This is a genomic window from Pelagibacterium sp. (assembly GCF_965249125.1).
In the GTDB taxonomy this organism is placed as follows: domain Bacteria; phylum Pseudomonadota; class Alphaproteobacteria; order Rhizobiales; family Devosiaceae; genus Pelagibacterium.
The window spans coordinates 3,666,136-3,691,631 of record NZ_OZ252217.1 but is presented as its reverse complement, the minus strand read 5'-3'; the positions used below and the strand labels follow the sequence as shown (position 1 = coordinate 3,691,631).

Annotated in this window: 26 protein-coding genes and 1 pseudogene; 14 read left to right on the top strand and 13 right to left on the bottom strand. The window is 59.4% G+C overall.

The window, feature by feature from the left end:
* Nucleotides 1–136: 136 nt before the first annotated feature.
* From ACP148_RS17955 to ACP148_RS17935, 5 genes are all read right to left on the bottom strand, one after another.
* The gene (locus tag ACP148_RS17955) at nt 137–625 is read right to left on the bottom strand and encodes a chemotaxis protein CheW (protein WP_421952686.1); all 489 of its coding nucleotides are present in this window, start codon (nt 623–625) and stop codon (nt 137–139) included.
* Between the two features lie 58 nt (nt 626–683).
* Nucleotides 684–2,903, bottom strand: a complete 2,220-nt coding sequence (locus ACP148_RS17950; RefSeq protein ID WP_421952687.1) for a chemotaxis protein CheA — start codon at nt 2,901–2,903, stop codon at nt 684–686.
* 42 nt (nt 2,904–2,945) lie between these two features.
* Nucleotides 2,946–3,311 (bottom strand): response regulator, encoded by a 366-nt coding sequence (locus tag ACP148_RS17945; protein ID WP_421952810.1) that lies wholly within the window; start codon nt 3,309–3,311, stop codon nt 2,946–2,948.
* A 1-nt stretch (nt 3,312) separates the two neighbouring features.
* Nucleotides 3,313–3,603, bottom strand: a complete 291-nt coding sequence (locus tag ACP148_RS17940) for an STAS domain-containing protein (RefSeq protein WP_421952688.1) — start codon at nt 3,601–3,603, stop codon at nt 3,313–3,315.
* Nucleotides 3,604–3,778: 175 nt separating this feature from the next.
* Nucleotides 3,779–4,600 (bottom strand): hypothetical protein, encoded by an 822-nt coding sequence (locus tag ACP148_RS17935; protein ID WP_421952689.1) that lies wholly within the window; start codon nt 4,598–4,600, stop codon nt 3,779–3,781.
* 5 nt (nt 4,601–4,605) lie between these two features.
* On the opposite strand from ACP148_RS17935, the pseudogene ACP148_RS17930 reads away from it, so the two are divergent.
* The 3 genes and pseudogenes from ACP148_RS17930 to ACP148_RS17920 all read left to right on the top strand — a co-directional run.
* Nucleotides 4,606–5,172 (top strand): annotated as a pseudogene (locus tag ACP148_RS17930) (MFS transporter); the annotation flags it as partial.
* Between the two features lie 141 nt (nt 5,173–5,313).
* Nucleotides 5,314–5,604: a CopM family metallochaperone gene (gene copM / locus ACP148_RS17925; RefSeq protein WP_421952690.1), complete on the top strand. Its 291-nt coding sequence runs from the start codon at nt 5,314–5,316 to the stop codon at nt 5,602–5,604.
* On the top strand, nt 5,538–6,290 hold the full coding sequence (locus ACP148_RS17920) for a MauE/DoxX family redox-associated membrane protein (protein WP_421952691.1): 753 nt from the start codon (nt 5,538–5,540) through the stop codon (nt 6,288–6,290). Before copM ends, ACP148_RS17920 begins: the two co-directional genes overlap by 67 nt.
* Here the strand turns inward: ACP148_RS17920 and ACP148_RS17915 are convergent.
* Together ACP148_RS17915 and ACP148_RS17910 are read right to left on the bottom strand one after the other, a co-directional pair.
* Complete coding sequence (locus tag ACP148_RS17915) at nt 6,265–7,371, bottom strand: bifunctional transcriptional activator/DNA repair enzyme AdaA (RefSeq protein WP_421952692.1); 1,107 nt, start codon at nt 7,369–7,371, stop codon at nt 6,265–6,267. The genes ACP148_RS17920 and ACP148_RS17915 overlap by 26 nt on opposite strands.
* Before the next feature lie 159 nt (nt 7,372–7,530).
* Nucleotides 7,531–8,412: an AraC family transcriptional regulator gene (locus tag ACP148_RS17910; protein WP_421952693.1), complete on the bottom strand. Its 882-nt coding sequence runs from the start codon at nt 8,410–8,412 to the stop codon at nt 7,531–7,533.
* A gap of 149 nt (nt 8,413–8,561) precedes the next feature.
* Between ACP148_RS17910 and ACP148_RS17905 the strand changes: the two genes are divergently transcribed.
* Nucleotides 8,562–8,951 (top strand): nuclear transport factor 2 family protein, encoded by a 390-nt coding sequence (locus ACP148_RS17905; protein WP_425033606.1) that lies wholly within the window; start codon nt 8,562–8,564, stop codon nt 8,949–8,951.
* Nucleotides 8,952–8,961: 10 nt separating this feature from the next.
* Entirely contained in the window at nt 8,962–9,135 is a 174-nt protein-coding gene (locus tag ACP148_RS17900) for a hypothetical protein (RefSeq protein WP_421952695.1), read from the top strand.
* Between the two features lie 140 nt (nt 9,136–9,275).
* Here the strand turns inward: ACP148_RS17900 and ACP148_RS17895 are convergent, their stop codons facing one another.
* Entirely contained in the window at nt 9,276–10,331 is a 1,056-nt protein-coding gene (locus ACP148_RS17895) for an enoyl-CoA hydratase/isomerase family protein (RefSeq protein ID WP_421952696.1), read from the bottom strand.
* A 144-nt stretch (nt 10,332–10,475) separates the two neighbouring features.
* Here ACP148_RS17895 and ACP148_RS17890 point away from each other — a divergent pair, with 144 nt between their 5' ends.
* Both ACP148_RS17890 and ACP148_RS17885 read left to right on the top strand, forming a co-directional pair.
* Complete coding sequence (locus tag ACP148_RS17890) at nt 10,476–11,816, top strand: NAD(P)H-dependent oxidoreductase (RefSeq protein ID WP_421952697.1); 1,341 nt, start codon at nt 10,476–10,478, stop codon at nt 11,814–11,816.
* Nucleotides 11,817–11,854: 38 nt separating this feature from the next.
* Nucleotides 11,855–12,964 carry a pyridoxal phosphate-dependent aminotransferase gene (locus tag ACP148_RS17885; RefSeq protein ID WP_421952698.1) on the top strand — a complete coding sequence of 370 codons (1,110 nt, stop codon included), beginning with the start codon at nt 11,855–11,857 and terminating at the stop codon, nt 12,962–12,964.
* 4 nt (nt 12,965–12,968) lie between these two features.
* On the opposite strand, the gene ACP148_RS17880 is transcribed toward ACP148_RS17885, so the two are convergent.
* A complete protein-coding gene (locus ACP148_RS17880; protein WP_421952699.1) occupies nt 12,969–13,394 on the bottom strand; it encodes a hypothetical protein in 426 nt (141 codons plus the stop codon).
* A gap of 207 nt (nt 13,395–13,601) precedes the next feature.
* On the opposite strand from ACP148_RS17880, the gene ACP148_RS17875 reads away from it, so the two are divergent.
* From ACP148_RS17875 to ACP148_RS17845, 7 genes are all read left to right on the top strand, one after another.
* Nucleotides 13,602–14,387: a sugar transferase gene (locus tag ACP148_RS17875; RefSeq protein WP_425033605.1), complete on the top strand. Its 786-nt coding sequence runs from the start codon at nt 13,602–13,604 to the stop codon at nt 14,385–14,387.
* 73 nt (nt 14,388–14,460) lie between these two features.
* Nucleotides 14,461–15,327 (top strand): 3'(2'),5'-bisphosphate nucleotidase CysQ, encoded by an 867-nt coding sequence (cysQ, locus tag ACP148_RS17870; protein WP_421952700.1) that lies wholly within the window; start codon nt 14,461–14,463, stop codon nt 15,325–15,327.
* 96 nt (nt 15,328–15,423) lie between these two features.
* On the top strand, nt 15,424–16,404 hold the full coding sequence (locus ACP148_RS17865) for an NAD-dependent epimerase/dehydratase family protein (protein ID WP_421952701.1): 981 nt from the start codon (nt 15,424–15,426) through the stop codon (nt 16,402–16,404).
* 66 nt (nt 16,405–16,470) lie between these two features.
* Nucleotides 16,471–17,610: a glycosyltransferase gene (locus ACP148_RS17860; RefSeq protein WP_425033604.1), complete on the top strand. Its 1,140-nt coding sequence runs from the start codon at nt 16,471–16,473 to the stop codon at nt 17,608–17,610.
* Nucleotides 17,607–18,962, top strand: a complete 1,356-nt coding sequence (locus ACP148_RS17855) for a lipopolysaccharide biosynthesis protein (protein ID WP_421952703.1) — start codon at nt 17,607–17,609, stop codon at nt 18,960–18,962. Before ACP148_RS17860 ends, ACP148_RS17855 begins: the two co-directional genes overlap by 4 nt.
* A complete protein-coding gene (locus ACP148_RS17850) occupies nt 18,872–20,320 on the top strand; it encodes an O-antigen ligase family protein (protein ID WP_421952704.1) in 1,449 nt (482 codons plus the stop codon). Before ACP148_RS17855 ends, ACP148_RS17850 begins: the two co-directional genes overlap by 91 nt.
* Complete coding sequence (locus ACP148_RS17845; RefSeq protein WP_421952705.1) at nt 20,317–21,216, top strand: sulfotransferase; 900 nt, start codon at nt 20,317–20,319, stop codon at nt 21,214–21,216. The genes ACP148_RS17850 and ACP148_RS17845 overlap by 4 nt, the downstream gene beginning before the upstream one ends.
* 1 nt (nt 21,217) lies before the next feature.
* Here ACP148_RS17845 and ACP148_RS17840 read toward each other — a convergent pair whose 3' ends face one another.
* The 4 genes from ACP148_RS17840 to ACP148_RS17825 form a co-directional block, all read right to left on the bottom strand.
* Nucleotides 21,218–22,051 carry a sulfotransferase family protein gene (locus ACP148_RS17840; protein ID WP_421952706.1) on the bottom strand — a complete coding sequence of 278 codons (834 nt, stop codon included), beginning with the start codon at nt 22,049–22,051 and terminating at the stop codon, nt 21,218–21,220.
* A gap of 101 nt (nt 22,052–22,152) precedes the next feature.
* Nucleotides 22,153–22,518 carry a hypothetical protein gene (locus ACP148_RS17835; protein ID WP_421952707.1) on the bottom strand — a complete coding sequence of 122 codons (366 nt, stop codon included), beginning with the start codon at nt 22,516–22,518 and terminating at the stop codon, nt 22,153–22,155.
* 98 nt (nt 22,519–22,616) lie between these two features.
* Nucleotides 22,617–24,065: a mannose-1-phosphate guanylyltransferase/mannose-6-phosphate isomerase gene (locus ACP148_RS17830; protein ID WP_421952708.1), complete on the bottom strand. Its 1,449-nt coding sequence runs from the start codon at nt 24,063–24,065 to the stop codon at nt 22,617–22,619.
* The gene (locus tag ACP148_RS17825; RefSeq protein ID WP_421952709.1) at nt 24,062–25,489 is read right to left on the bottom strand and encodes a phosphomannomutase; all 1,428 of its coding nucleotides are present in this window, start codon (nt 25,487–25,489) and stop codon (nt 24,062–24,064) included. The genes ACP148_RS17830 and ACP148_RS17825 overlap by 4 nt, the downstream gene beginning before the upstream one ends.
* Between the last annotated feature and the right edge of the window lie 7 nt (nt 25,490–25,496).

Sequence of the window (25,496 nt, the reverse complement as noted above, 5' to 3'; positions counted from 1 at the left end):
AAGGTCGAACTGACCGAGCAGTTGCGCTGCGATTACTTCCCGTCATACTTAACCAACCGGCCCAAAGCATCCGCGCAAGTAAAAACCCGCCGGCTCACGCAGGCGGGTTCAATCAATTCGATCTCGACTCGACGCTTTAAGCGTCGGTCTTAGCACCCGAAACCACGGCGGCGAGATCGATCAGGCCGACCATACGGCTGTCATGGGTGACGATCCCGTTCAAAAGTTCGGTATCACCCGAATTGCCTTCCGGCACCGCATGAATGTCGTCCTTGGAGACCGTCAGGATGTCGGATACCGCATCAACAAGGATGCCGATCCACTTTTCTCCCACACTCATCACCACCACGACGTGGTTCTTGGTGGGATTGGTCTGTCCGTCACCGAACCGGGCGCGCAGATCGAAGATCGGCACGATGGTGCCGCGCAGGTTGATAACCCCGCGCACATATTCGCGCGTGTTGGGCAAAGGCGTCGCCCCGTTCCAGGCGCGGATTTCGCGCACCGTGGTGATTTCGACGCCATAGATCTGTTCGTCGATCGAAAAGGCAATCAGCTGCAGCGAATTGTGGCTGGCTCCTGCCGTGGTATCGGAGTATTCGTCGCGAAGACCAAGCGCTTCCATGTCGTGACCTCACTAGAATGGGGAGCGTTCTATCCCCCAAATGTCGAGCCTTGTGGCCCTATGCAGCATTCTGATGCGCATTTCCCGATTTGAGAGATTGCACATCAACAATCAACGCAACGTTACCATCGCCCAGGATCGTGCCACCCGCGATGCCGTCGATCCTCTCGAAATTCTCTTCGAGCGATTTGATGACCACCTGCTGCTGGCCGATAATGTCATCGACCACCAGCGCGATCTTGGAATTGCCTTCAGCCTCGCACAGAACGACAAACCCCTCGTTATCGTCCTGGTGGGAGACCATCTGGAAGCGATCGGCCAGATCGACAACCTGCACATATTCCCCGCGCACCTGCAAAACCTTGCCACCCGAGGGCATCTGCCCGAAATCGGCGCGCGAATTCTGGATGGTCTCAACGATCGAGGAAAGCGGGATCACATAAGGGCTGCCCGCCACCTTGACCAGCATCACGTCGAGCACGGCCAGCGTGAGCGGAAGACGCAGCGTCATGCGCGTGCCTTTGCCGGTCCAGCTTCTCACATGCACCGAGCCACCGATCTTTTTGATGTTGGAAAGGACGACATCCATGCCCACGCCACGGCCCGAGATGTCGGAAACCTCCGAGGCCGTCGAAAAGCCAGGCGCAAAGATCAGATTGTCGATCTGTTCCTCGGTCAATTGCTGATCGGGTCCGACCACCCCGCGCTCGCGGGCGATCTCGAGCACCCGCTCGCGGTTGATCCCGCCCCCGTCATCCTCGACAATAATCAGGATGTTGCCGCCCGCCTGCTCGGCTGAAAGCCTCACGGTTCCGATCTCGGGCTTGCCATTCGCCAGACGCCTGTCGGGCGTTTCGATCCCGTGGTCGGCCGAATTGCGCACCATATGGGTCAGCGGATCGGAGAGTTGTTCGATCACCGTCTTGTCGATTTCGGTGTTCTCGCCGATGGTTTCGAGCTTGATCTTCTTGCCTGTCTTGGACGCCAGCTCGCGCACCAGGCGCGGCATGCGTGAAAATACCGATTTGACGGGCTGGGCGCGAATGGCCATCACCGCATCCTGCAACCCGCGCGTGGTCTGTGCCAGAACCTCGATGCCGCGGACCAGTTCCTGATACCGGTCGCGGATGGCGTCATCCATCTGCTGGGTGAGCATCGACTGGGTAATGACCAGTTCACCCACCATGTTGACCACGCGGTCGACCTTGTCGAGATCGACACGTATCGAACTCATGCCCACCGGGCGCCCGGATCCGGGCTCTTCGGCTGTCTCAGCCGGTTTGCCCCCCATCGGCACCACATTGGGCGCGGCGACGGGCGCCGGTACGTCCTGGACCTCCCGGGAAGCCGGCGCTATCGGCAAGCCTTCGATCTCGGGCACAACAATGTCGTCGGGCTCCCCGCTCGGCACGAACTTGCGCTCCGATTTGGCCTCATCGGCCAGCGCCGCAAAGCTGGGCAGATCGTCCTCAATCATTGCGGGCGCTGCACCGCCTTTTTCGATGATGATTTCGCAATCCCCATCCACGAACTCAAAGACCTCGCGGATCGTTTCCTCGCTTGCCTTGTCCGAAACCAGCGAAATCGTCCACGAGCAGTAAACCCCGAACGGCTCGAACGCGGCCAGCGCCGGAATCGACGCCAGTTCCGGCTCGACACTCATTTCACCCAGAAGGCTGAGTTCGCGGAACAACAGCAGCGGGTCGTTGGCCCGCTCGTAAAGCGTCGAAAAGGGTGTGAATTTGACTGTCCATACGCTCGCCCCGTCGACGGAGGGCGCAACAGAGGTTATAGGCTTGCTCGCATCAAAATTGACAGCGACCGGCGTGAAATCGATGTCGAAGTCATCCATGGGTTCTTCGTCGTCAGCCGGGTCTGCGCCCGCGGCAACTTCGCCCTTTGCCAGCGCGTCGAACTGAGCCTTTTCCACGGCGCCATAGTCGGCGGCCAGCGCTTCACCCTCGCGCGCTGCCGTCACGAAATCGGCAACGATATCGATCGAGCGGATGCAGAGAACAACGACATCTTCGCTCAATTCCACCCGTCCGTCGCGCACATAATCGAGCAACGTCTCAAAGCTGTGGGCGAATTTGACCAGCGCGTCGAACCCGAAGGCCCCGCCGCCGCCCTTTATCGAATGGATGGCGCGGAACACGGCATTGAGCCTGTCCCCGTCCCGGTCACCCTCCTGGATGGCCGAAAACTGTTCCTCGAGTTCGAGCAGCAGCTCGGAACATTCGTCGAAATACGTGGCCTTGAATTCGTCGAGGTCACTCATTTTTGGCCACAGCCCCCATTGGCGAAGTGTTCGCGCTCGCGTTCAGTGAACGACCTTGTTGATGACCGAAATAAGCTTTTCGGGATCGAACGGTTTGACGATCCAGCCGGTCCCGCCAGCGGCGCGCCCTTGGTCGCGCTTGTCCTGGCTGGTTTCGGTGGTCAGGATCAGGATCGGTAGGCTCTGGTATTTGCCCGAGGCCCTCACGTTCTTGATGAACTCAATACCGTCCATGACCGGCATGTTGATGTCGGTGATCACCACATCGACGCTCTCGCGCCCCAGAACGTCGAGCCCGACCTGCCCATTCTCGGCCTGAAGCACCTCGAAGCCGGCGTTGGTGAGCGTGTGGTGCAGCATCGCGAGGATGGTCCGCGAATCGTCGACGGTAAGAACGCGCATATCGATACTATCCCTTGAGAACGGGTTCGAAAGCGGGTGTGAGGCCCAGCTTTTCGATGGCCGCGGCTACCGCAGTGCTCGCGCCCGAGATGGTGAAGGCGAATTTGGCTTTCCTGGCCGTCTCTGCGGCACTCAAAAGCATGAACAGGGCGTTGGTGGAGACGCGTTCGACACGAGAGGCATCAACATCGACCGGACCAGCCGACAGCGCGCCGATCAGCGCTTCTGCGATGTCATCAAGCGCATCGAGATCGACAATCCGGGGCAGCGCCACGGACTGAACTTGCGATTTCGCCATTTAAGGCCGACTCCCGCCCTGTGGTTTCATTGGCGGCAGTTTGTCCATGAAGCGTTTAAGAATTACTAACCATAGAGCGCGCCGCGCTGGAATCAATTACAGGCGGCACCCCAGGGCACAAGCAAAGGAGCGGGACGAGCCCGCTCCTTTCTTGACCACCCGGCGGACGGTGATTTTACTGGGTGCCGTCTGCCATCGCCGCCGCCATGGCCTCACGATAAAAGACAATCGCTGCATCAGGATCTTCCAGCCCCTTGGCGAATGCCGCTTCCTTCCAGGCTTGGTATTGGGCCATAGCGATCGGTTCGATCGCCTCCATAAGCTCGGCCGAAGCTTCCATGGTTTCGATGTTACCCATTTCGGCCTGCGCCTCTACTTCCATATTGTCATTGGCTCCGCCGACCCGCGCGCCGAGCCCTTCGGCTGCCCTCAGAACCGCCTGACGCTGTTCTTCGCTGAGTGCGTCCCAACGATCCCGACGTATCGCCACCGCGAAGGAAACGCTTCCCAGCCCACCATCGATCAGGGTCTGATGAGTGGCAAGATCGAGCACCTGGGCCGATCTGGCCGAACCCGGCGTGATCAACAGCCCGTCCACCTGCCCACGCGCCACAGTTTCATACAGATCGGGGAAAGCCGCCGCATTGGGTACGGCGCCAAGCATGGCGACAAGATCGGCCATCTGCCCGGCAGGGGTCCACAATCGGCTGCCGCGCACCTCCTGCAGGGTCGCCAGTGATTCGAGGCCGAGAATCTGGCGGCCGGGAAGCACGAAAGTGCCCAGAACCACGAGGTTCCCATATTCTCCCATCTCTTCGAAATGTGTCTTGTAGGTCTCCCAAAGCGCAACGGAAGCGGCTCGCGCCTCCGGCGAATGATAGGGCAGGTCTGCAATGGCGTTCAGCACAACGATCTGGGAAATCTCGTTGGTGGGCAGGATTGCCATATCGGCGATCCCGTCCCCTAGCATCTCATATTGCCGATCGATCGGCGCCATCGACGCTGGCCACCACCTTCTTTCTGTGCTGCGCCGCCCATTCGGGCCCGATCTTCCATACGGTGAGCTACGCCATGCTGTGTGGCATCCCGGCCCTGGCCGCCGCCTCGATCTATAGCGTGGACGGGCTCGCCGGTCTTTTCGGACGCGTCGTCTTCGGGGTTGCCGCCGACCGGCTGGGCGTCAAGAAAGTCATCATCGCCGGCCTCGCGCTGCAAGCGGTCGGGATCTACGCCTATATCTACGTCACCCAATTGACCGATTTTTTTATGCTGGCGGCTGTTCTGGGCATGGCCTATGGCGGGGTGATGCCGCTCTATGCGGTGCTGGCGCGCGAGTATTTCGGTCCCCATGTGATGGGCACGGTGCTGGGCGCTGCCACAATGACCTCATCGATCGGCATGGCCTTCGGGCCCGTCGGCGGAGGCTGGCTCTACGACACCTATGGCAGCTACCATTTCCTCTATATCGCGTCCGCTGCCATCGGCATCGCCGCCGCCATCATGGCACTCGCCTTCCCACCCCCAAAGGTGGATGGCTCCCCGACTACCACCGCACCGGCACAGGCTTGACGCTGCGCGATTGCCCCTTGACCTTGCTATGGTGGAAAGCCCTATCTCTTACTCCATGAGACATAAAACAACGGTCGAGTCCCAGGACTCATTTCCTTCCACCGCCGCATTCGTTCAAGCGAACGACCGCAGCATGAGGATATGGTCATCGATCTTACAGGCGATCCCGATGTCGATTTCATCACCGCAATGATCCCGCGCCATCAGGCTGCCATCGATATGGCGCGCGTTGTCATCGAATATGGAACCGATCCCGAGGTTCGCGCCTTGGCCCAGGAGGTGATTACCGCACCGGAAGCGGAAATCGAAATGATGCGGCAATGGCTAGCCGAACACCGTCATTGTTCTGCAGGAAAGATTTTCAAATGGCCCAAAAACACGCCCGGCTCTATCGCATGGACACCCCCGAGCACACCTGCCCGTGGGGTCTGAAATCCCTTGATCTGCTCAAGCGCAACGGTTTTGAAGTCAAAGACCACCGCCTGACCTCGCGCGAGCAGACCGATGCCTTCAAATCCGAGCACGACGTCGAGACCACGCCCCAGACCTTCATCGACGGCAAGCGGGTCGGCGGCTATGACGATCTGGAGAAATTCTTCGGCAAGACGCCAAAGGACAAGGACGCGCCCACCTACACCCCTGTGATCGCGCTGTTCGCCATGGCCGCGCTAATGGCGCTAGCCGCAAGTTGGGCCGCATTCGGTTCCCTTGTGACCGTCCAGGCTGCCGAATGGTTCATCGCCTTTTCCATGTGTCTTCTGGCTCTCCAGAAACTGCGCGATGTGGATGGCTTTGCCACAATGTTCCTCAATTACGACCTTCTGGCCCAGCGCTGGGTGCCTTACGGCAAAATCTATCCCTTCGCCGAGGGCCTGGCCGGCATCCTGATGATCTCGGGGGCCCTCATGTGGCTCTCGATTCCCGTCGCCCTTTTCATCGGCACTATCGGCGCGGTCTCAGTGTTCAAGGCCGTCTATATCGACAAACGCGAACTCAAATGCGCCTGCGTCGGCGGCGACAGCAACGTGCCGCTCGGCTTTGTCTCGCTCACCGAGAACCTCATGATGGTCGCCATGGCGCTCTGGATGCTCTTCAAGCCGATGGGTGTGGGGCTTTAGCCCCCGCCCCCATCCCTGCGTCCCGCCGCTCCGCTCCGTACTGGCGCTCGATCTCCAGCAGGCGCTGCTTGCGCCACAGCCCGCCGCCATAGCCGGTCAGCGCCCCATCCGCCCCGATCACCCGGTGGCATGGTACAACCAGCGCAATCGTATTGGCCCCATTGGCCCGCGCCACAGCCCGCACCGCCGATGGCTTGCCGATCGCCTGGGCGATCTGGCCGTAGCTCCTCGTCTGCCCCGCCGGTATGGCCCGCAATTCCGACCACACCTCTTGAGCGAATGTGCTCCCCTCCTGATGAAGCGGCACCTCGAACCTCGCCGAGCATCCCGCGAAAAACGCGCCCAACTCCGCCGCCACCTGCTCGGTCGGGCCCGTCCGGCCGAGCCCGATGCTCCCCCTGGCCGCCGCTCGCAATCGCTTGAGTTCCCCCGGCAGGGCCCCTCTGTCGATAAATTCGAGAAGATGGAGATGGGTCGAACTCGCCACGGCGATCATGTCGCCGAGCGGGGTGGCGATCCAGCTCGCCCGAAACAGCCCGTCCCGGCTCAAATCCCCCGGCGCGCAGCCAAGAATACGAGCAAAAGCGGCCCGAAAGGCGCTTGCTGAATCGAACCCAGCCTCGTGCTGCGCCGTCACCACCTTGCCGCCCTCGGCCAGCGTCTCGAACCCTTCGCGCAGCCTGCGCTGGCGGGCGATCTCGAGAAACGTCATGCCGAAATGCCGCTTGAAACTGCGCCGCACCGTGGAAAGGTCATAGCCCATGTCCACCACATGGCGCTCTGTCCAGCGCCTGTCGGGCCGCCCATCGAGCGCTTCAAGCAACCCCTTGACCACCGGATCGTCCGCTGCTGCCGCCTGCATTGGGCGGCAGCGCTTGCAGGGCCGAAACCCCGCCTCGATACACTCCCCGATGCTCGCCCGGAAAACGCAGTTCTCCGATAAAGGCTTGCGCGCCGGACAGGTCAGCCGGCAGAAAATCCCCGTCGAAGACACACAGACAAAAGCCTGCCCGTCAAACCGCGCATCGCGCTCAATCAGCGCCCGGTAAAGTGTCTCGTGGTCTGGAAGATTAAACAGCATGGGATTTTGATAGCATCGCCGTGCAGAGAGATGAGTCGGAAATCGGGCGTCTATTTGGAAATTGTTACAGAGCGGGATGGCGGCTCCAAGAGCGCGAATTGGTCTGTGGACATTTCTCCGCCGCGTCGACGCCGGTACTTGTCGATGCGCGTCGGCAGTTCAGCGGTAAGTGGACCGAAACTCGGCCGGCGCCTGTCCGGCACATTTGCGGAAGAACTTGGAGAAATTGGTCGCCTCGTCAAAGCCGAGGCCTTCCGCAATCAGGTAGATCGGACGGTCGGTATGCGCTAGTAGCCGCTTCGCCTCCAGCGTAATCCGTCGCGCAATAACGTCCTTGGCACTGAGGCCCAAGACGTCCTTAGTCGCACGATTGAGGCTCTTCTGCGTGCAGCCCAAGTCGTTGGCATAAAGCGCGACTTGGTGCCAGCCTGAGAAGTTTGCCTCCAGCAACTCCCTGAATTTCGCGAAACGCTTCACGGAGGGGCTGCGTTCGGCGCCGGTCGCGCTTTGCTGCCCATGAAGCACGTCCAGCCGCAGGACGAGGGTACAGAGCTGGTATCGCAGTAGCGTGTGTATGACATCGGTCGGTGCGTCACTCTTGGCATCGCGGGCCATGGCCGAGATGGCGCTCACCGTCGCACGAAAGTCCTCGGCGCCAAGCCTCATATGGTCGGGCATGCGTTCCAGCATTCGGCTGGGCATCAGGTTTGACGGCAGGTCGGAGACGGTTGGCACGAATTCCGAACGGAAAAGCACCAGCCAGCCGTCCCAGTCGAGGTCGATACCAAAGCTGTGCACCTGGCCGGGCCTGAGCAGGAGAAGAGACCCGCTAGCGCAGTCGACGGGCTCGAAGTCCACGATCTGGGTCGGCGTGCCTTGCGTGATCAGCAGGAGCAGGTGGAAGTCGTAGCGGTGCGTCGACCGCACTCTTTCCGGCCTCGACCGGCGCAGGATGTCGGAAAACGGAAAGACCTCCACGTCGAGCCTGCGGCCGGAGGGCGCGTAACCGAGCCGCGTGATGTCGGCGGTTTCGTTCTTCATTGGATACTCACACCTGGAATGTCCAATATCTACCATAAATCGGCGCGAAACAACCGGGCGTAAGGGCATGTGATCGCATAAGTATCACACATCGGCGCTCCGGACGATCCGTGAGCCGCCCGCACGGTTCAAAACTCAAAGGTAGCAAGATGAGCAATATCGACATCGCCAAGGCCTATATCAACGCCGTCCAGACCGGCGACCAGGCCGCCCTTGGTAACATCTTTCATCCCAATGTCGTCTGGCATCAGCCAGGCAACAACAAGTTCTCGGGCACCAAGAACGGCATGGCCGAACTCGGCGCGATGCTAGGCGGCATGATGGAAGCTTCCGCCGGCAGCTTCGCCATCTCCAAGGTGAACCGCTACCTCGCAAATGACGACCTGGTGGCGGTGGAAATCGAGTTCTCCGGCCAGCGCGACGGCCTCAAGCTGGCCCAGCCGGGGATCGACCTGCTGCGCATCAAGGACGGCAAGGTCGTCGAAGTGTGGCTGTTCTCCTCCGACCCGGCACAGGAAGACCAGTTCTGGGGCAGGTAACCCATGCGTCGTGGCGCGGGAACCGATCGAGGTTCCCGCCGGGTGTCAGGCCGTAGCGGGCGATCAGCCGGGCGTCTATGGCATCGGTCTTGGCCATTTTGCCGTTGAAGCGGGCAAACAGGCGGGTGCGGCTACCATGGGCGCGATGGATGGCGAGCCCGGACTGCAGCGGGAGGCGAGATAAGTCACGGCCTTTATGGCCTATCCCCGGCAGGCCTGCCCGCTGCCCGGCGCCGGAGCTGTGTGGGCTCCGCGCCGGGCTATCCTCGCACCAGCACCAGCCAAAGCCAAAGCAAGAACAGCCCGAATAAATAATCCCCGGCCTTACCCCACCGCCGCCGCCTCCCCCAGCACTCGCTCGAGCGCCGCGATATCCACATCGGCCAGCCGCGCCGGTTCCCATTTTGGCGTTTTGTCCTTGTCCACGAGCACCGCCCGCACCCCCTCGGCGAAATCGAGGCGCATGGCCATGTAGCGGGCCAGGGCCAGATCGTCCTCGAGGATGGCACGCACGTCGCGTTTTTGCCGCGCCTGCCGGTGCGACAGCACGATGGCCGCCAGCGAGGTCGGGCAATGGCGGGCAATCGATGCGTGGAGTGCCGCGGCGCCCGGATCGCCGTCCTCGGACCAGTCGAGCAGTCCTTCGACGATTTTTTCGGCATCGGGTGCTGCAAAAATTTCGGCCAGTGAATCGGAAAGTGCGCAAAAATCCGCCGTCCCCGCATCTATAGATTCCGACTGGATCAGCGCGGTGATCGCAGTATCGGGATCGCCCGCCTGCGCCGCTTCGATCACCCGCCCCCGCAGTCCTGCCAGCGCCTTCTCGGGCACCACGGTATCGGCCAGGCCCAGCGCGATCGCATCGGCCGCCCCAACAGTCTGCCCAGAAAGAAGGAAGGCCAGCGCCCGCGCTTCGCTGGCCTTGTAGAGGATAGCATTAACTCCAACATCGCAGAAAAACCCGATGGCGCCCTCGGGCATGGCGAACCGACTGGTGGGCGTCGCGATCCTGTAGCGCGCATGCGAGGAAATCCCGATCCCGCCCCCCATGACGATGCCATGCTGGAAAGCGACGATGGGCTTGCGATAGGTCGCGATCAGCCCGTTCATGTCATATTCGTCGGCAAAGAAGGAAAACACGGGCCGGATTTCCCCCGCCATGGCCATGTCGCGCGTCCTGCGCACATCGCCGCCCGCACACAGCCCCTTTTCGCCTTCGCCCTCGATCAGCACGGCCCGCACAGCCTCGTTTTCATCCCATTCATCGAGCGCATAGCGCACCGCACCGATCATTTCGGCGCTCAGCGCATTGATGGCCTTGGGCCGGGTCAGCCTGACGACCCCGCATCCACCTTCGACCGAAATGGAAATATCTTCCATGAACTCATCCCCTATTCTCATCGTTCATACTGATGGCAAGTGCCGATGAAGGAAAGACGTTCCCGCTCTATTTCCAATGGACGGCAAAATGATCTAGACAGGCGCCACACCAGTTCCAATTTGCACAAAGAGCCCCCAAGGGTCATGACAATCTCCAAAACGGGTATCGCGCGCGACCTCGAGCGCCTGAACGACACCGGCAAGCCGGTCCGTCTGGGCATTATCGGGTCGGGCGAAATGGGCACCGATCTGGTCACCCAGGTCTCGCTGATGGACGGCATTGAAATCGCCGCCATCTCCACCCGCCGCCCCCACACCGCAATGGCCGCCATGGACATCGCCTATGGCCCCGACGAGGGCAAGGCCCACGCCAGTGAGGTGGGAACCCGCTCGGCCATGAGCACCGCCATCGATGCGGGCAGGATCGCGGTAACCGCCGATACCGAACTGATGGTCACCGCTCCCGAAGTCGATGTCATCATCGACGCAACCGGCAAGCCGGGCGTGGGCGCCGATTTCGATCTGCTCGGCATGGAGCATGGCAAGCATCTGGTGATGATGAATGTCGAGGCCGACGTCACCATCGGCGCTTACCTCAAGCACGAGGCAGACCGGCTCGGGGTCATCTATTCGGTCGGCGCGGGAGACGAGCCATCCTCGTGCATGGAACTGATCGAATTCTGTTCCGCCCTTGGGCTCGATATCGTCGCCGCCGGCAAGGGCAAGAACAATCCGCTGAACCACGACGCGGTGCCCGACGATTATCGCGAGGAAGCGATCCGCCGCAACATGAACCCGCGCATGCTCGTAGAGTTCATCGACGGGTCGAAAACCATGGTGGAAATGGCCGCTATCGCCAACGCCACCGGGCTCGTCCCCGACCGCCCCGGCATGCACGGCCCCAACGCCGACCGTGAAACGCTGCCTAAGGTTTTGATCCCGCGCGCCGATGGCGGCGTGCTCGAAAAATCAGGCGTTGTCGATTACACGATCGGCAAGGGCGTGGCCCCGGGCGTCTTCGTCGTCGCCAAAGCCAACCATCCCCGCGTCGTCGAACGCATGGACGACCTTCACGTCGGCATCGGTCCCTATTACGGGTTTTACCGTCCCTATCACCTGACAAGTCTCGAAGTGCCGCTCACCGCCGCACGCATCATGCTCTATGGTAAACCGGACATGGTGCCGCTCCCCAATCCCGTCGCCGAGGTCTGCGCGCTGGCCAAGCGCGATCTGGCTGCGGGCGAGGTTTTCGATGCCATCGGCGAGACCTGCTATCGTTCCTGGACAATGACCGTTTCCGACGCCCGCGCCGCCCGCGCCATCCCCGTCGGCCTGCTCGAAGGCGGTCGCGTCACCGCCCCGGTCAAAAAGGGCGAGCTTCTGACCGCCGCCAATGCGACGCCCGACACTTCGACCAAGCTTTTCGCCCTCCGACAGCGTCAGGATGCAATGTTCGGCCTCGGCCCACTGGCCGTGACAAGCTAGTGCACCGGGGTTCTTTGGGCGCCACAAAGAGGAAAGCCATGGCCGGACCTGATCTTGCCGCCATTATTGCAGCCCTGCCGGCCACCGTCCCCTTCGTTGGTCCCGAGGTCATCGAGCGCAGAACAGGCAGAAAATTCAGGGCGCGGCTGGGCGCCAACGAAAGCCCGTTCGGTCCATCGCCCAAAGTGATCGCCGCCATCGCCGAGGCCGCGCCGGACGTCTGGACCTATGGCGACTCTGAAAACTATGAATTAAAAGAAGAACTTGCCCGCCATCTGGGTACGCCGATGGAAACCATTACCATCGGTGAAGGGATCGATGGCCTGCTCGGGCTCACCTGTCGGCTCTATCTCGAACCGGGCGACAAGATCGTCACCTCGCTCGGCGCCTACCCCACCTTCAACTACCACGTCGCCGCCCAGGGCGCCGAACTTGTCACCGTTCCCTATGACCACAATGACCGCGAAAGCCTCTCGGAACTTTTGGACACTGTTTTGGGCGTCAAACCCAAAATCGTCTACCTCGCCAACCCCGACAATCCGATGGGGACGTGGTGGAACGCGAGCGAAATCACCGCCTTCATCGACGCAATTCCGGGCGACACCCTCATCATCCTCGATGAGGCATACGGCGAAACCGCGCCCGCCGGCACGCTGCCGCCGATAACGCTCATGCGCCCTAACCTCTTGCGATATCGTACATTTTCAAAGGCCTACGGACTTGCCGGCATGCGGGTAGGATACGCCATAGGCACCCCGCAGACCATCGCGGGCTTCGATCGCATCCGCAATCATTTCGGCGTCACCAAACTGTCTCAGATCGCCGCCACAGCAGCGCTCGCCGATCGGGATTATCTCGGAAAAACCATCGCCGCCATCGCCGCCGGCCGCGACGAAATAATACGCCGCACCAAGGGCTTGGACCTAAAGCCCATCCCCTCGGCCACCAATTTCGTCGCTATCGATTGCGGCGCCGACAGCGCCTACGCCACAATGGTGCTCAGCAAGATGCAGGATCGCGGCATCTTCATCCGCAAGCCCGCAGCCCCCAGGTTGGATCGCTGCGTGAGAATGAGTGTTGGCACACCAAAGGACATCGCCCTTGCCTGCGATGTCTTTGAGAATATTATTAAGACTTCGAGCGGATAAACGTTTAGTTGGGGCTGGAAGATACCACCTCGCCACCGTCATCACCGATCGCGAAAACCGGAATATCGGTGCCAGCCTCCAGCGCCTGGGCAATCGACAAAATCTGAGTCGCTTGCACGGGATCAGTGATTGCAGCGGCAATCGCCCGCAGCGCGGCAACAATAACCTCGACGTTGGCTCCGCCCGCTAGCGCAACCGACGCCAGGTCGCTCGCAAGATCACCCAGCGCAACATCTGACTGATCGTCCGAAAGCTCGGCCAATCCGGTGATAAATTCATCGACCGAAACCATGCATCCGTCGAGCATCGAGTCAGGTTGCGCACATGCTGCCATCACGCCCGAAGCGTCAACCGTCTGGGAAAAGGCCGGCGCCGTAATGGCTGTCACGACGAGAGCGGCCATGCCCACTGATTTGATAAACTTCAACATGGAGTGACGCCCCTGGGCTTTGTTGTCGCAAGCGAATTAATGCAGCCGAACCGATAGGCTACGCCATCTCCAAGGACCGTCTTTGATTTCCGTCAATGCTGGACCTAGCGTTCGACACACCTACCCTTGGCGCTTGATAAAACTCAAAACCAAGAGAGGTCTTCCGGCGCAGAGTTGCCCATTCCAGTTTCGCAGGGGATCGGAGCGATGTTTGAATTGGTGCAGGAGGCGATGCCGACCCAGGGCCGGGTATACAAACGCCGCCTTGCTGACGTCGGCCCGAGGCCAAGGAAACGCAGTGGGCCAACAACCGTCTCCTCGCAATCGGGCCTTAGGCTGACCTTCCTGCAGGACGCGCCGGCCCTGGCTCCGGCGTCCCCGATGCGGAGCGTGCAACTGGCTCTCAAACGCGCAATGGACGTGTTGTTGAGCGCTATAGCTCTTATTGTCCTCGCACCGGCCCTTGTCGCGATCGCTCTATCGATCTGGGCGACCAGTGCCGGTCCGATCGTTTTTTATCAAACCCGCGAGGGTTTTAACGGCAAACCGATCAAGGTTTACAAGTTCCGAACGATGTACACAGACCGCTGTGACATCTCGGGCATTGCCCAAACCGCCAGCGAGGACAACCGGATAACATCAATCGGTCGCTTCCTGCGCCGCAAATCTCTCGACGAGCTGCCGCAGCTCTTCAATATACTCAAGGGCGAAATGTCGCTAATCGGGCCAAGGCCCCACGTCTTTGGCATGCTCGCCGGCGGAACCACGTATGAGCGGCTCGTGCCCTACTACACGACGCGTCAGACAATGAAACCGGGGCTTTCGGGATGGGCGCAAGCCAACGGGCTCCGCGGTCCCACAGACAACGCTGCCCAAGCGCTCGCTCGGGTCGATCACGATCTCGCCTATATCGAAAATTTCTCGCTACTCTTGGACATCAAGATCATCTGGAAGACACTGCGGCAGGAATTTCTAAGTGGGACCGGACTTTAGAAGGCCGGTTCCACAGATCAAGCGCCCGTCCTATAAAGGGTCACATTCCACTAAAGTAATGAGTGAAAAAAATATGCCCACGGCCCAATCAACTTCCACTCCCTCGATTAGGGCTGGTGAAGCAACTCAAATCGTCAATGCCATAGCGCTGGAAGCCGGAGCGCTGATTCTTGCAATCTACGGCCGCAAGTTCCAGGTTACCACGAAAGCCGATGCCTCGCCTTTGACCGAGGCCGATACCGCAGCCGAAACACTTATCCTTGAGCGGCTGGCAGCGGTATTTCCCGATATTCCCGTGATTGCCGAAGAGGCCGTTGCTAATGGCGATGTTCCCGACTGCGGCGAGCGCTTCTTTCTTGTCGACCCGCTCGATGGGTCCAAGGAATTCATCGCCCGCAACGGCGAATTTACCGTCAACATCGCGTTGATTGAAAACAGCGTTCCGATAGCCGGTGTGGTTTATGCCCCTGCCCTCAAGCGAATCTGGTGGGGCAGCCGGGACGCCGGGGCGTTCGTTTCGCTGGTTGAGGATCACCAGCTCGTCGCGCCCATGTCCATTGCCGTACGCGCCGCGCCGGCCAAGGGCTTAACGCTGGTCGGCAGCCGTTCGCACGGCAGCGGTGAAAACGATCGCCGACTTAATAGCCTTGAGGTCGCCAATTTCACCTCGATGGGGTCCTCGCTAAAATTCTGCCTCGTTGCCGAGGGGGGGGCCGACCTCTATCCACGGTTCGGGCGCACCATGGAGTGGGACACCGCCGCCGGCGACGCCATCCTGCGTGCGGCGGGCGGGCTGGTTCTCGATATGGGCGGCTCTCCGCTCGCCTATGGCAAGCGCAATCAGGCCCATGACAGCGACTTCGCCAACACCGATTTCTGGGCCGTGGGGGATAATTCTGTCGTTCGCGAAGGACGCCTGATCGACAACGAAGCACAATGAGCACTTTGACCACAATCCTGCCGGGGGCCACCGGGGGAATGGACAAGAAACCCAGCGCTTGAGCGCGCGGTCGCCTATCGGCCGGAAGGGGAACCAATGGAGAAAAAACGGGTTCTGGTTCTAGGGGGCGCGGGCTTTATCGGCTCGCATTTGGTCAATTCGCTGGCAGAAAGCGGCGAATATGATGTGATTGTGAGCGCCGACATTGCCGAGCCGCGCTTCGCTGTCGAAGGGGTCGAATACAAATACGTCGATATACGGCAACCCATTGCAGATGACGTCTGCCCCGGCGCCAGCGAGATATACAATCTCGCTGCCGTTCACACCACGCCCGGATATCAAGACTGGGAGTATTTCTACACCAATGTGCTGGGTGCCACCCATTGCTGCGACTATGCCCGCCGCGTGGGTTGTAACCAGATCGTATTTACTAGCTCCATTTCCGTCTATGGCGCCAGTGAAACCCTCAAGGACGACAGTTCGGCGTTGGAGCCGGATTCGGCCTATGGGCGTTCAAAGCTGTGTGCCGAACAGATCCATGCGCAGTGGCTCAACGAGGCAAGTGCCACCCGGCGTCTTGTCGTCGCCCGCCCCGCGGTAGTCTATGGCTATACGGAGCGGGGCAACTTTACCCGCCTTGCACATGCCATGGCAAAGGGCCGCTTCTTTTTTCCCGGCCGCAAGGACACTGTAAAGGCCTGTGGCTACGTCGAAGACTTGGTGCGCTCCTTCCGCTTCTGTCTGGAGCGAAGCGAAGCGCACCTGACCTACAATTTCGCTCATATGGAGCGCTACACCTCTCAAGACATCTGCGACACGATAACCGACGTGGCCGGCTACAAGAAGGTCACGCTTGTCGTTCCCATGCCGCTCATGATGCTCGGAGGAATTGCCTTCGAGGTCCTCAGCAAACTCGGCATCCGCACGCCGATCAACCGGGCACGCATCAACAAGCTCTACACATCCACCAACATCGTACCCAGAAAGCTTCGCGAAATGGGGTTCCGGCCCCGTTATTGCCTTAAGCAATCGCTCAAGCGCTGGCTCGAAATGAGTGACGGCGCGCAGTTCAAGTGAGTTAGCCCTTCCCGTTATCGAAGAGGGCTGAGGGAGCTAAACAATATCTGCCGGAGGATGACGACTTTGAGAGTTGCGATCATTCATTACTGGCTACTGCATATGCGAGGAGGCGAAAAGGTCCTTGAATCGCTGTGCAAACTCTTTTCGCAAGCCGATATCTTCACTCATGTCTACGACGAGAACGGGGTCAGCGCCACCATCCGCAGACATACCGTGCGAACCACCGGCATCTCGAAATTACCGGCGGCCCGCAAACTCTATTGCAGCTATCTGCCCCTCATGCCCTTTGCCCTCGAAAGCCTCGACCTCTCAGGTTACGATCTGGTCATTTCGAGCGAAGCGGGGCCGGCAAAGGGTGTCATTGCGCCGCCCGACGCGCCTCACATCTGCTATTGTCATTCGCCGATGCGCTACATCTGGGACCAGTATCACGTCTACAAAAGTGGGGCGGGTCGCCTGGCGAAGCTGACCATGCCCCTCCTCGCGCCAGGGCTGCGGCAATGGGACGTGACCTCGGCGGCGCGGGTCGATCAGTTCGTAGCCAATTCCCAGCACGTGCAAAAGCGCATCGCCAAATATTGGCGCCGCGACGCGCAAGTCGTCTACCCCCCGGTCGCCGTTGAAAATTTTTCACCGGCACCATTGTCCGAGCGTGAGGAATTCTACCTCTGGGCAGGTGAGCTCGTCGGCTACAAGCGCCCCGATATCATGATCGATGCATTCAATCGAACGGGCAAACGCCTGGTGGTTTTGGGCGGTCCTGAAAAAGCGCGCAAGGCGTTGGCCGCCAAAGCCAAAGATAACATTACCTTCCTGGGAAAGGTGTCCTTCACCGAGCTCAAATCGCATATGGCGCGATGCAAGGCGCTGATATTTCCCGGTGAGGAGGATTTCGGCATCGTGCCGGTCGAGGTCATGGCGTCGGGGCGTCCGGTCATTGCCTATGGCCGGGGCGGCGCGACCGAAACCGTGCATGATGGCGAAACCGGCCTGCTGTTTGAGGATCAGAGTGTCGAGGGCCTGCTCGACGCCGTCGAACGCTTTGAGCGCTCGGGCCTCGCCGACGCCGACCCATACGCGATCGCCGCCCATACCGACCGATTCAGCGAGCAGAACTTTCTCGCCGGCATGACTGAGGTTTTCACCAGCTATGGCGTAAGGCCCCAAATGAGCCTCGACCAGATACGCGAGGCGGCCCAATGATTTCGGCTGCCATGGGGCGCCTCAGGGCAGGGGCCGCAGCATTGGCCAATGACGATGTGATGGCAAAACTGGCCCGGGGCGGACTGGCCGCGCTCATCATTAAGGTCGGCGGTGCGGGCCTGTCGTTCCTGATGTTCCTGGTGCTAGCCCGCGCCATGAGCGTCGAGGAATTCGGCCGCTTCGGCTTCGCATTTTCCCTCGCGACCCTTCTCGCTGTGGTCGGCTCCTTTGGCTTTGGCTCCCTTGTTTTGCGCTATGCACCAACTTATGACACCGACGGCGCCAACGAACTGCAACGTGGCGTCATACGCTACGGATATATCGTCACCGCAACGGGATGTGGCGTTCTAGGGCTGGGCGTCGTGGGGGTCACGGCCGTCGTACCTGCCTTCGATCACCCCTACTATCTGATGGCGGCCGGCGTTTTCACCCTGGTTCTGGGCCTGGCTGAATATCAGGCCAGTGTCATGCGGGCGATAACCGGGATAACGCTTTCGCTCATTCCCCGCGACATTATCTGGCGCCTGCTTGTCATAGCGGGCTGCGGGCTGGTGATGATTGGCTTCGTCCCTGATTTCACTGCCGGCACGGCAATGGCATTCATCACCGCCGCCCTTTTTCTGGTAGTCCTGGGTCAGGCGCTTGCTCACCCCATGACGCAGCCGCGTTCGCTGGTGTCGGGTACAGCCAGTCTCGACGGCACGAAATGGTGGAGCACGGCCTTGGGCCTCTGGGGAACGATGGTCGTCCGGATGGCCGCGCCCAACCTAGCCGTTATCTTCGTAGGGCTCATTCTGTCGCCTATTGCAACCGGACCCTTCTTTGCCGCCATTCGCACAGCGATGCTGCTTAACCTCTTCCTCCTGTCCTCGGGTATGGTTATAGCCCCGGCCATCTCACGCCATTTTCATCGCAACGAAATCGACATCGTCCGCAAACTCTGTCTGATAACCGTAGCGGCAGTTGCCATACCCACCCTGACGGTGTTCATCGGTTTCGTGTTTTTTGGCCAGCAGATTCTGGTGCTCTTCGGCGAGGGGTTCGAGAGCGGTTATGTTGCGCTGCTGATCCTGAGCGCCGGCAATCTGGTCAGCGCACTGTCTGGGCCTACTGCGCCGATCATGGAGATGACCGGATCAGAACGACCCTATCTGCGCATAATCTTGGCGACCAATATTTTTGCCCTGGTCCTCATCGTTTCTCTAACGCCGGTTTTCGGCGCGACTGGAGCTGCGATCGGCGTGGCATTCGGGATGAGCGCGTGGAATATACGCTGCATAATCTACGCCAGGAGAAAGCTCAGCATCGACCCTTCAATACTCAGCATATTCTCTCGTCAATTTCGTTCGTAACTGGCGCGGCCGCAGATATGACGTTCAGAAATTACGATTTCAACCGAAGCACCTCTTACATCAGAAAACGACGTTTGGTGCTACGAGCGGATAGCATTGTTATCTTACTCTGCTTTGTATCTGCTACCCTATCCGGAATTTCGGAAGTTCCCACTGTCGCAACGACGGCTCTGGTAATCATCTATTGCCTGCATCGATTACTATTCGATCGAACATATTCCCCGATTTTCGTTCTCCCTATAATTTATTACGTGTACGCAAGTGTAAGCGGCATCGTGTTCGGCGGACATGGCTCGATATGGCAGAACGGCTTTGCCACCTGGGCAGCAGGTGAGGGACGTATTTTTCTCTATTTTTGGCCGTTTCTCTATTATGTCGCGCGATCTACGACAGGCGCGCAATCTCTTGGTCCTGCCGAATGGAGCACCACCCTCAAAGCTATCAGTCTGATCGTTTTTTGCTCCACCACCGCGGAGTTTTTTGGCATCGCCACCGTATACAGCTCGCACCATATTGCAGGCACCGTCCTGGGCGCATTGCTGATCGTCAACTATTTCACGTTTTTAAACGCAGCGAAGTTGGGGAACTTGGTTTTCTTGATGGCAAATGCAGTTTTGTTTCTAGGCTCAAATTCCCGAACTAGCATCGTAGCTGTATTTATAGCCATCCTTCTATGTCATCTGGTCAAGGGCCGGTGGAAATCTTCGGCGATATACATTTTGCTCCTCATCACCGCTTTTCCCTTGATGGAAGCCACTTTTCCCGCACAGTTTTCCCGTCTCTCCAGCGCCATGGATCAGGGAACGGGCACCTCGATAATCGCCAATTTCAGCGAGGCGGCTCTAGCCGAGACACCGCGTGAGTCCTCTTCGGCGTGGGAGGTTTCAAATTTTGGTCGTCTTGAGGGCAATAGTAACCTGGCAATTCGGGGTTTCCTCTGGGGAAGAGCAGTCCGAGAGTTTGCGGGGTCGCCAATAATTGGCGCGGGCTTTGGACGCTACAATGACACCGGGCGGACGTTTACAAATGTGTTGCTGGGAGAAGTTGCCGCTGAAGCCACCTACAATAACCCCTCTGTACACAACGCTCACAACTCGTATTTTTATATATTGGCCGAAACGGGCCTAGCAGGCTTGGCCATTGTTCTCATAGTCTTTGGAAAACTCTTGCGCCATTGGATGTGGCAGTCAGGTGAAAGCGACAAGTATTGGTCGAGCATTGGTCTCGCAACGGTTTTTACCTTGCTGATCAGCGGGGGAACGGACCATTCGCTGGGCGCTCCAGCGTTCGGCTTCACATATCTCGCAGTCGTTGGCCTATGCTATTTTCAGACACGCGCCAAAGGGACCTCCGCATGAAGCTCGACTTCTTTCTTATCGGTGCCCAAAAATCCGGGTCCACGAGCATATACCGCTATCTCCTGTCTCATCCTCACGTCTTCGTGCCGCGGCGAGAGAATTCCAATTACTACTCGTACGGTCAGGGGACGATCGAAATTTTCGAGCGGCCCGGTATCCTCGCCAAATCATGGACGAACGCCGTCAGAGGCAGGGAAGACTATTTGGCTCTGTTCCGCGACCGAACGAGCGAGGTGATTGCCGGCGACTGTTCAGATAGCCAGTATTTTTATCCTGGGACGGCAGCGAGAATTCATGCAGAGCATCCTGACACGAAAATAGTCGCCGTGCTCCGCCACCCCGTTGAGAGGGCATATTCCGGCTTCAATCATGCTCGCAGCAGCGGCATGGAACTGGAGTCCGACTTCTCCAGATGCATGCAGCGTAGTCTTGAGGAAGAGGCCGCGCTATCGCCCATTATGCGATACAAGAGTCTAGGCATGTATGGAGCGCTGTTGGGGCCATTCCTTTCCACATTTGGGCGCCAGAAAATGCTGCTGCTCAATTTCGCGGACGTAACCTCCGATTTCGGGAAGGTGGCGCTAGAGATATCCCGATTCCTGTCCATACCGGTTTTTGAAGTGAACCATGTTTGGGCCAATCAGACGCTTGTTCCACCGGCGTCCGGACCCGGCGCCTGGCTATACACAATCGCCCGGCCGTTTCGTTCTGCCTTGAAGGGGACAACGTCAGAATCCAAGACCCGGCTGGCGATAACGCGAGTGAAAGAGCACGTCTTTGAACGGCCTCAGAAGCTGTCCGAAAGGGTGCAGTCCAAGTATATGCCGCTATTTCGGAAAGACATCTCCCGCCTTTCCACAGACTTTGGGCCGGGCTTCTGGGACAACTGGCGTTAAGCTACAACTGAGCCTGACGCCATGAGCTCAGATCGCGGCCAATCATCTCTTCTAGAGCGGCAATGTCGGGCAAGAAAGCGGCCTGCATACGCAAGAAGCTTTCTCGATCGATCTGGATCTCACCCGAAGCGGCCGACGTGAAGACCAATTGGCGCAGCGCAGAATACTTGAGTTTGCCAATAACACCGGAAAACCCCGCATTGCGAGCCAATTGCGCCAACTTCCGCGCGCCAGCGGTTAACCGTGGCAACCGGCTGGTCGCTGAAACATTGATACGAGCGCGTATTGGCAAGCCCTCTAGCATATTGACACCAAGAAACGCCAGCAGCCCCTGGGTTAACTTTTCAGGATTGGCAACAAGGTCGTCGTAGAGCATGACGCGAATGTTCGCGTGCCCGAACACTTCTAGATAGAAGCGCAAATTCTCGGCGTACAGGCTGTTGTCAATGATTGTTGGATGCCGAACCAGCGCCTCGGCGAACGTGAAATCGTTGGCACTCCATTGGTTGATATAGCGAAAGTCCGACCGGGACCGGTCGAACGGATTCCGAAGGATCGTAAGCAGTTTTACGCCCGGCAGCATGGCTCTGATGCGCAGGGCTGCATCTCGGGAATAGAGATAGTCATGCGAGATTTCGCCAATAGCGATGTGACGTGCGTTTGCCTGCTCGAAATGTGCTTCATACCAGCCTTGCCCCCGATCGAAATAGCGGTCGAAGAAATAGACGTCCTTTCCGTCAGGAACGAAAACTTGCGGGTGCGTCCTCAGGACTTCAAACAGCCATGTTGAAGCCGATTTCGGGGGGCCAATGTAAAGGAAATTTGGTAATGTCATGGTTTAGGCACGCACACCAAGGACGAAATGGGATGTGGATATGGCGGCGCGAGAGCCAGCCCTCGTTGAAGTCCGGCCCCGACCATATCAAACGGAGCCGATCATCCTTTAACGTCGGTTTGCCCGTCGACCGCTGCGTCCGCCAGCAATTTCGATAGTGCCTCGAACATCTCCAGTTGACGGGAAAGATCGGCGATCCGCCTGCGTGCGGCTTCGGCCGATGCCTCGAACGCTACGATTTCCTCCTCGTCACGCGCCGAGCGCTCGCCATAGTCCTCGCTATTGGCCAACAGCGCAGCTGCCCGCTGGTAGGCATCGTCCATGCGCCTCTGGAGCCCCGCCATCTCGCGATTGACATCGGCGCGCTGACGCGCCAGCACCCCGGCGATCGCCTGGCGTCGACCCTGGTCGGTCTGGCCATCGCGATCAGCGGACCGCGTTTGAAATACGAAGCGAGGGCGAAACATGGGCGCTCGGGAACTCGGTGAATCACAAGGTTCAAAATGGCTGGTTATGGTTAAGCTTGTCTCAACGGCTTGCAGCGCCGGCTCCTTGCTGCGCTGGATCAGGTCCGGCCGAACTCGTCTTCGATGCGCACAATGTCGTCCTCACCCAGATACGACCCGGTTTGAACTTCCACCAGCTCAAGCAGGATTTTGCCGCGATTGGACAGGCGATGTATCTCGCCTTGCGGAATGTAGATGCTTTCGTTTTCCTGCAGCGTGAAAATATCCTCACCAACCTGGACTTCAGCCGTTCCGCGGACCACCACCCAGTGCTCGGAGCGATGGAAATGCTTTTGCAGGCTCAATCGCTTGCCCGGTTTGACGAACAGCCGCTTCACTTGAAAGCGCTCGCCATTGAGCACCGACGAATAGCCGCCCCAGGGGCGATAGCTCGTCTGGTGCGTTTCGGTCAGATGCTGGGTGGCGGGGTCCGCCTTGAGACGCTTGACGACATCGCCAACCGATTGCGCCGCCGAGAGCCGCCCCACATAGATTGCGTCTTCACTGGCCAGAACAGCAATGTCCTCCAGTCCATCGACCACCACATGGTGCTTTTCGGAAATGACCAGCGAACCAGACATGGCATTGAGGGTAACCTTGCCCATTCCCAGATTGTCGTGCTCGTCGCGTGATCCGCTTTTCCACACAGCATCCCACGATCCGAGGTCCGACCAGTCGATCGGGGCCGGAACCACCGCGGCCAGCGCGGTTTTCTCAAACACCGCATAATCGACCGAGATGCTCTCAGACTGTGAAAAGGCCCCGGCATCGAGACGATGGAAATCGAAATCCTGCACCGCTTTTTCAACCGCCTCGAACGCGGCCGCATGAACTTGGGGCACCAGCTTCTCGCATTCCTTAAGGAACACCGATGCCTGAAACAGGAACATGCCCGAATTCCAGTAGTAGGAGCCCGTAGCGATCATCTCGGCCGCTCTGTTCGCATCGGGTTTTTCCACGAACCTGCGCACATCGTGAGCACCCGAAGGCAGCCGATCGCCCGCCTCGATATAGCCGAACCCCGTCGCCGGCTCAAACGGCATGATTCCGAAGGTCACCAATCGCCCCTCAATCGCGGCAGCTTCGGCAACATCAAGCGCATGAATATAGGCATCATCGACCTTGATACGGTGGTCGGATGGAAGGACGTGAACGAGCACATCGTCCGACCTGCCCGCTGCCAGAAGACTGGCCGCGACGATCGCGGGCGCCGTGTTGCGGGCAACCGGCTCGAGCACGATTCTTTGGATCTCTATCCCCACTTCCAGCGCCTGTTCAGCCACCAGGAAGCGATAAAGCTCATTGGTGACGACGATCGGAGCGTCATAACGGGGGTCGCGGCTCAACCGCAGCAGGGTCTCCTGCAACAGACTATGTTCACCCGTCAGCGCGAGAAATTGCTTGGGCCGCGCCGTGCGCGAAATTGGCCAGAGCCTGGTGCCGGTTCCCCCGGCCAAAACGACGGGGACAATACGCCCATGGCCATTTCTGGTTTTGCTCTCGGTCATCGGGTTCCCCTACCATTCAAATGTGTGGTCAGCTTGGCCATCATCGCCGAAAGCATTGCTTGGGTTGCCTGTGTGCTTCCGGTCTCGACGTAGCACCTGAGTTCAGGCGCATTGCCCGATCGTCTGAAATGGACGACGTCTCCCCGGACGGTAATCAGCCTTGTGCCATCGGTCGTGTCGATGGCTCTGGGCTCGGCAAGGCTCTCGTGGAAACTGGCTCGCAATTCGGCCGATCGGGCCAAAGCCTCGACCAGTTGTTTTGCGTCTTCGGGCTGAACATCCTTGAGGCGGTCCGCCTTCATAATCCGAACCGGCAATTCCGAAACCAGATCGCCGACCGACACACCGCGCGCTGCCGCCTCGGCCAGGACGGCAATAATGGGCAACAGAGCATCCCGGGTCGGCAGCCGCTTGAGGCTTCCCAACCCAAGTTCGAAATCGCTCTCCAGCAGAAAACCGCCATTAGCCTCGAACCCGACAACCCTGTCTGTGCCAAGCCGCGTCATTTCCTCAACGACATAGGGCGACCCGATCCGCGTCCGGCTTATGGTCTCAAACCAACCGCTCTCTTCCATGGCGCTGGTCGAAGTCAGCGGCGTCACCACGGCCCTGGCGGCAAGAAACCGGGCCGTTAATGCTCCCAGCACGTCGCCACTGATCTGGAGGCCGGTGGCATCCACAAGCAACGGCCGGTCGCCGTCGCCGTCCATGGAGACCACAGCATCAAACGGCCCCGATGCCAACGCCGCGTGAATTTCCGCCATGGCCGAAGGCTCGATGGCCTCGGTGTCGACCGCAACGAAAATCTCACTCCGCCCCACGCCGGTGCACGATGCGCCCAACGCTTCGAGTACGCGCAGAAGGATGCCCCGGCCCACCGTGGAGTGCTCGAAAACCGCAATCTTTAGGCCAGCCAGCGCATCTGATGAAAATGCCCCGGTATACCGCGCTTCGTATTCGGCCTGCGCGGTTGGTTCCTGTTGCGGCAGGAAGGGGTCGAAATCGGGAACGGCTTTGAAAAGCATCTTGGCCGCCGCCTTGATGGGCTCTTCGTCGCTCTTGAGCAGTTCCCCATCGGGACGGTAAAATTTCAGGCCGTTGTAGTCGGGTGGAATATGACTGCCGGTGACCATGACGGCGGGAATGCCACGGTTGAGCGCATGGGCCGCGAGCGCCGGCGTGGGCAAGGTTCCGGCATTGACCGGTTTCCAGCCCAACGCCAGGAGCGCGCCGCCGACCAGCGCCGCAATCTGGGGGCTGGACGCCCGCAGGTCGCGGCCGATCAACACCTCTTTGCTGCGCGCATCGGCGCAGGCCGTTTCAAGAAACGCCCCGATATGGGCAAAGACCACATCGCGGGTAAAACCGTCTGAAAGCCCCCTCAGACCGGAGGTTCCGAAACTCACAGCAGGCGGTAATGACATCGTTGCG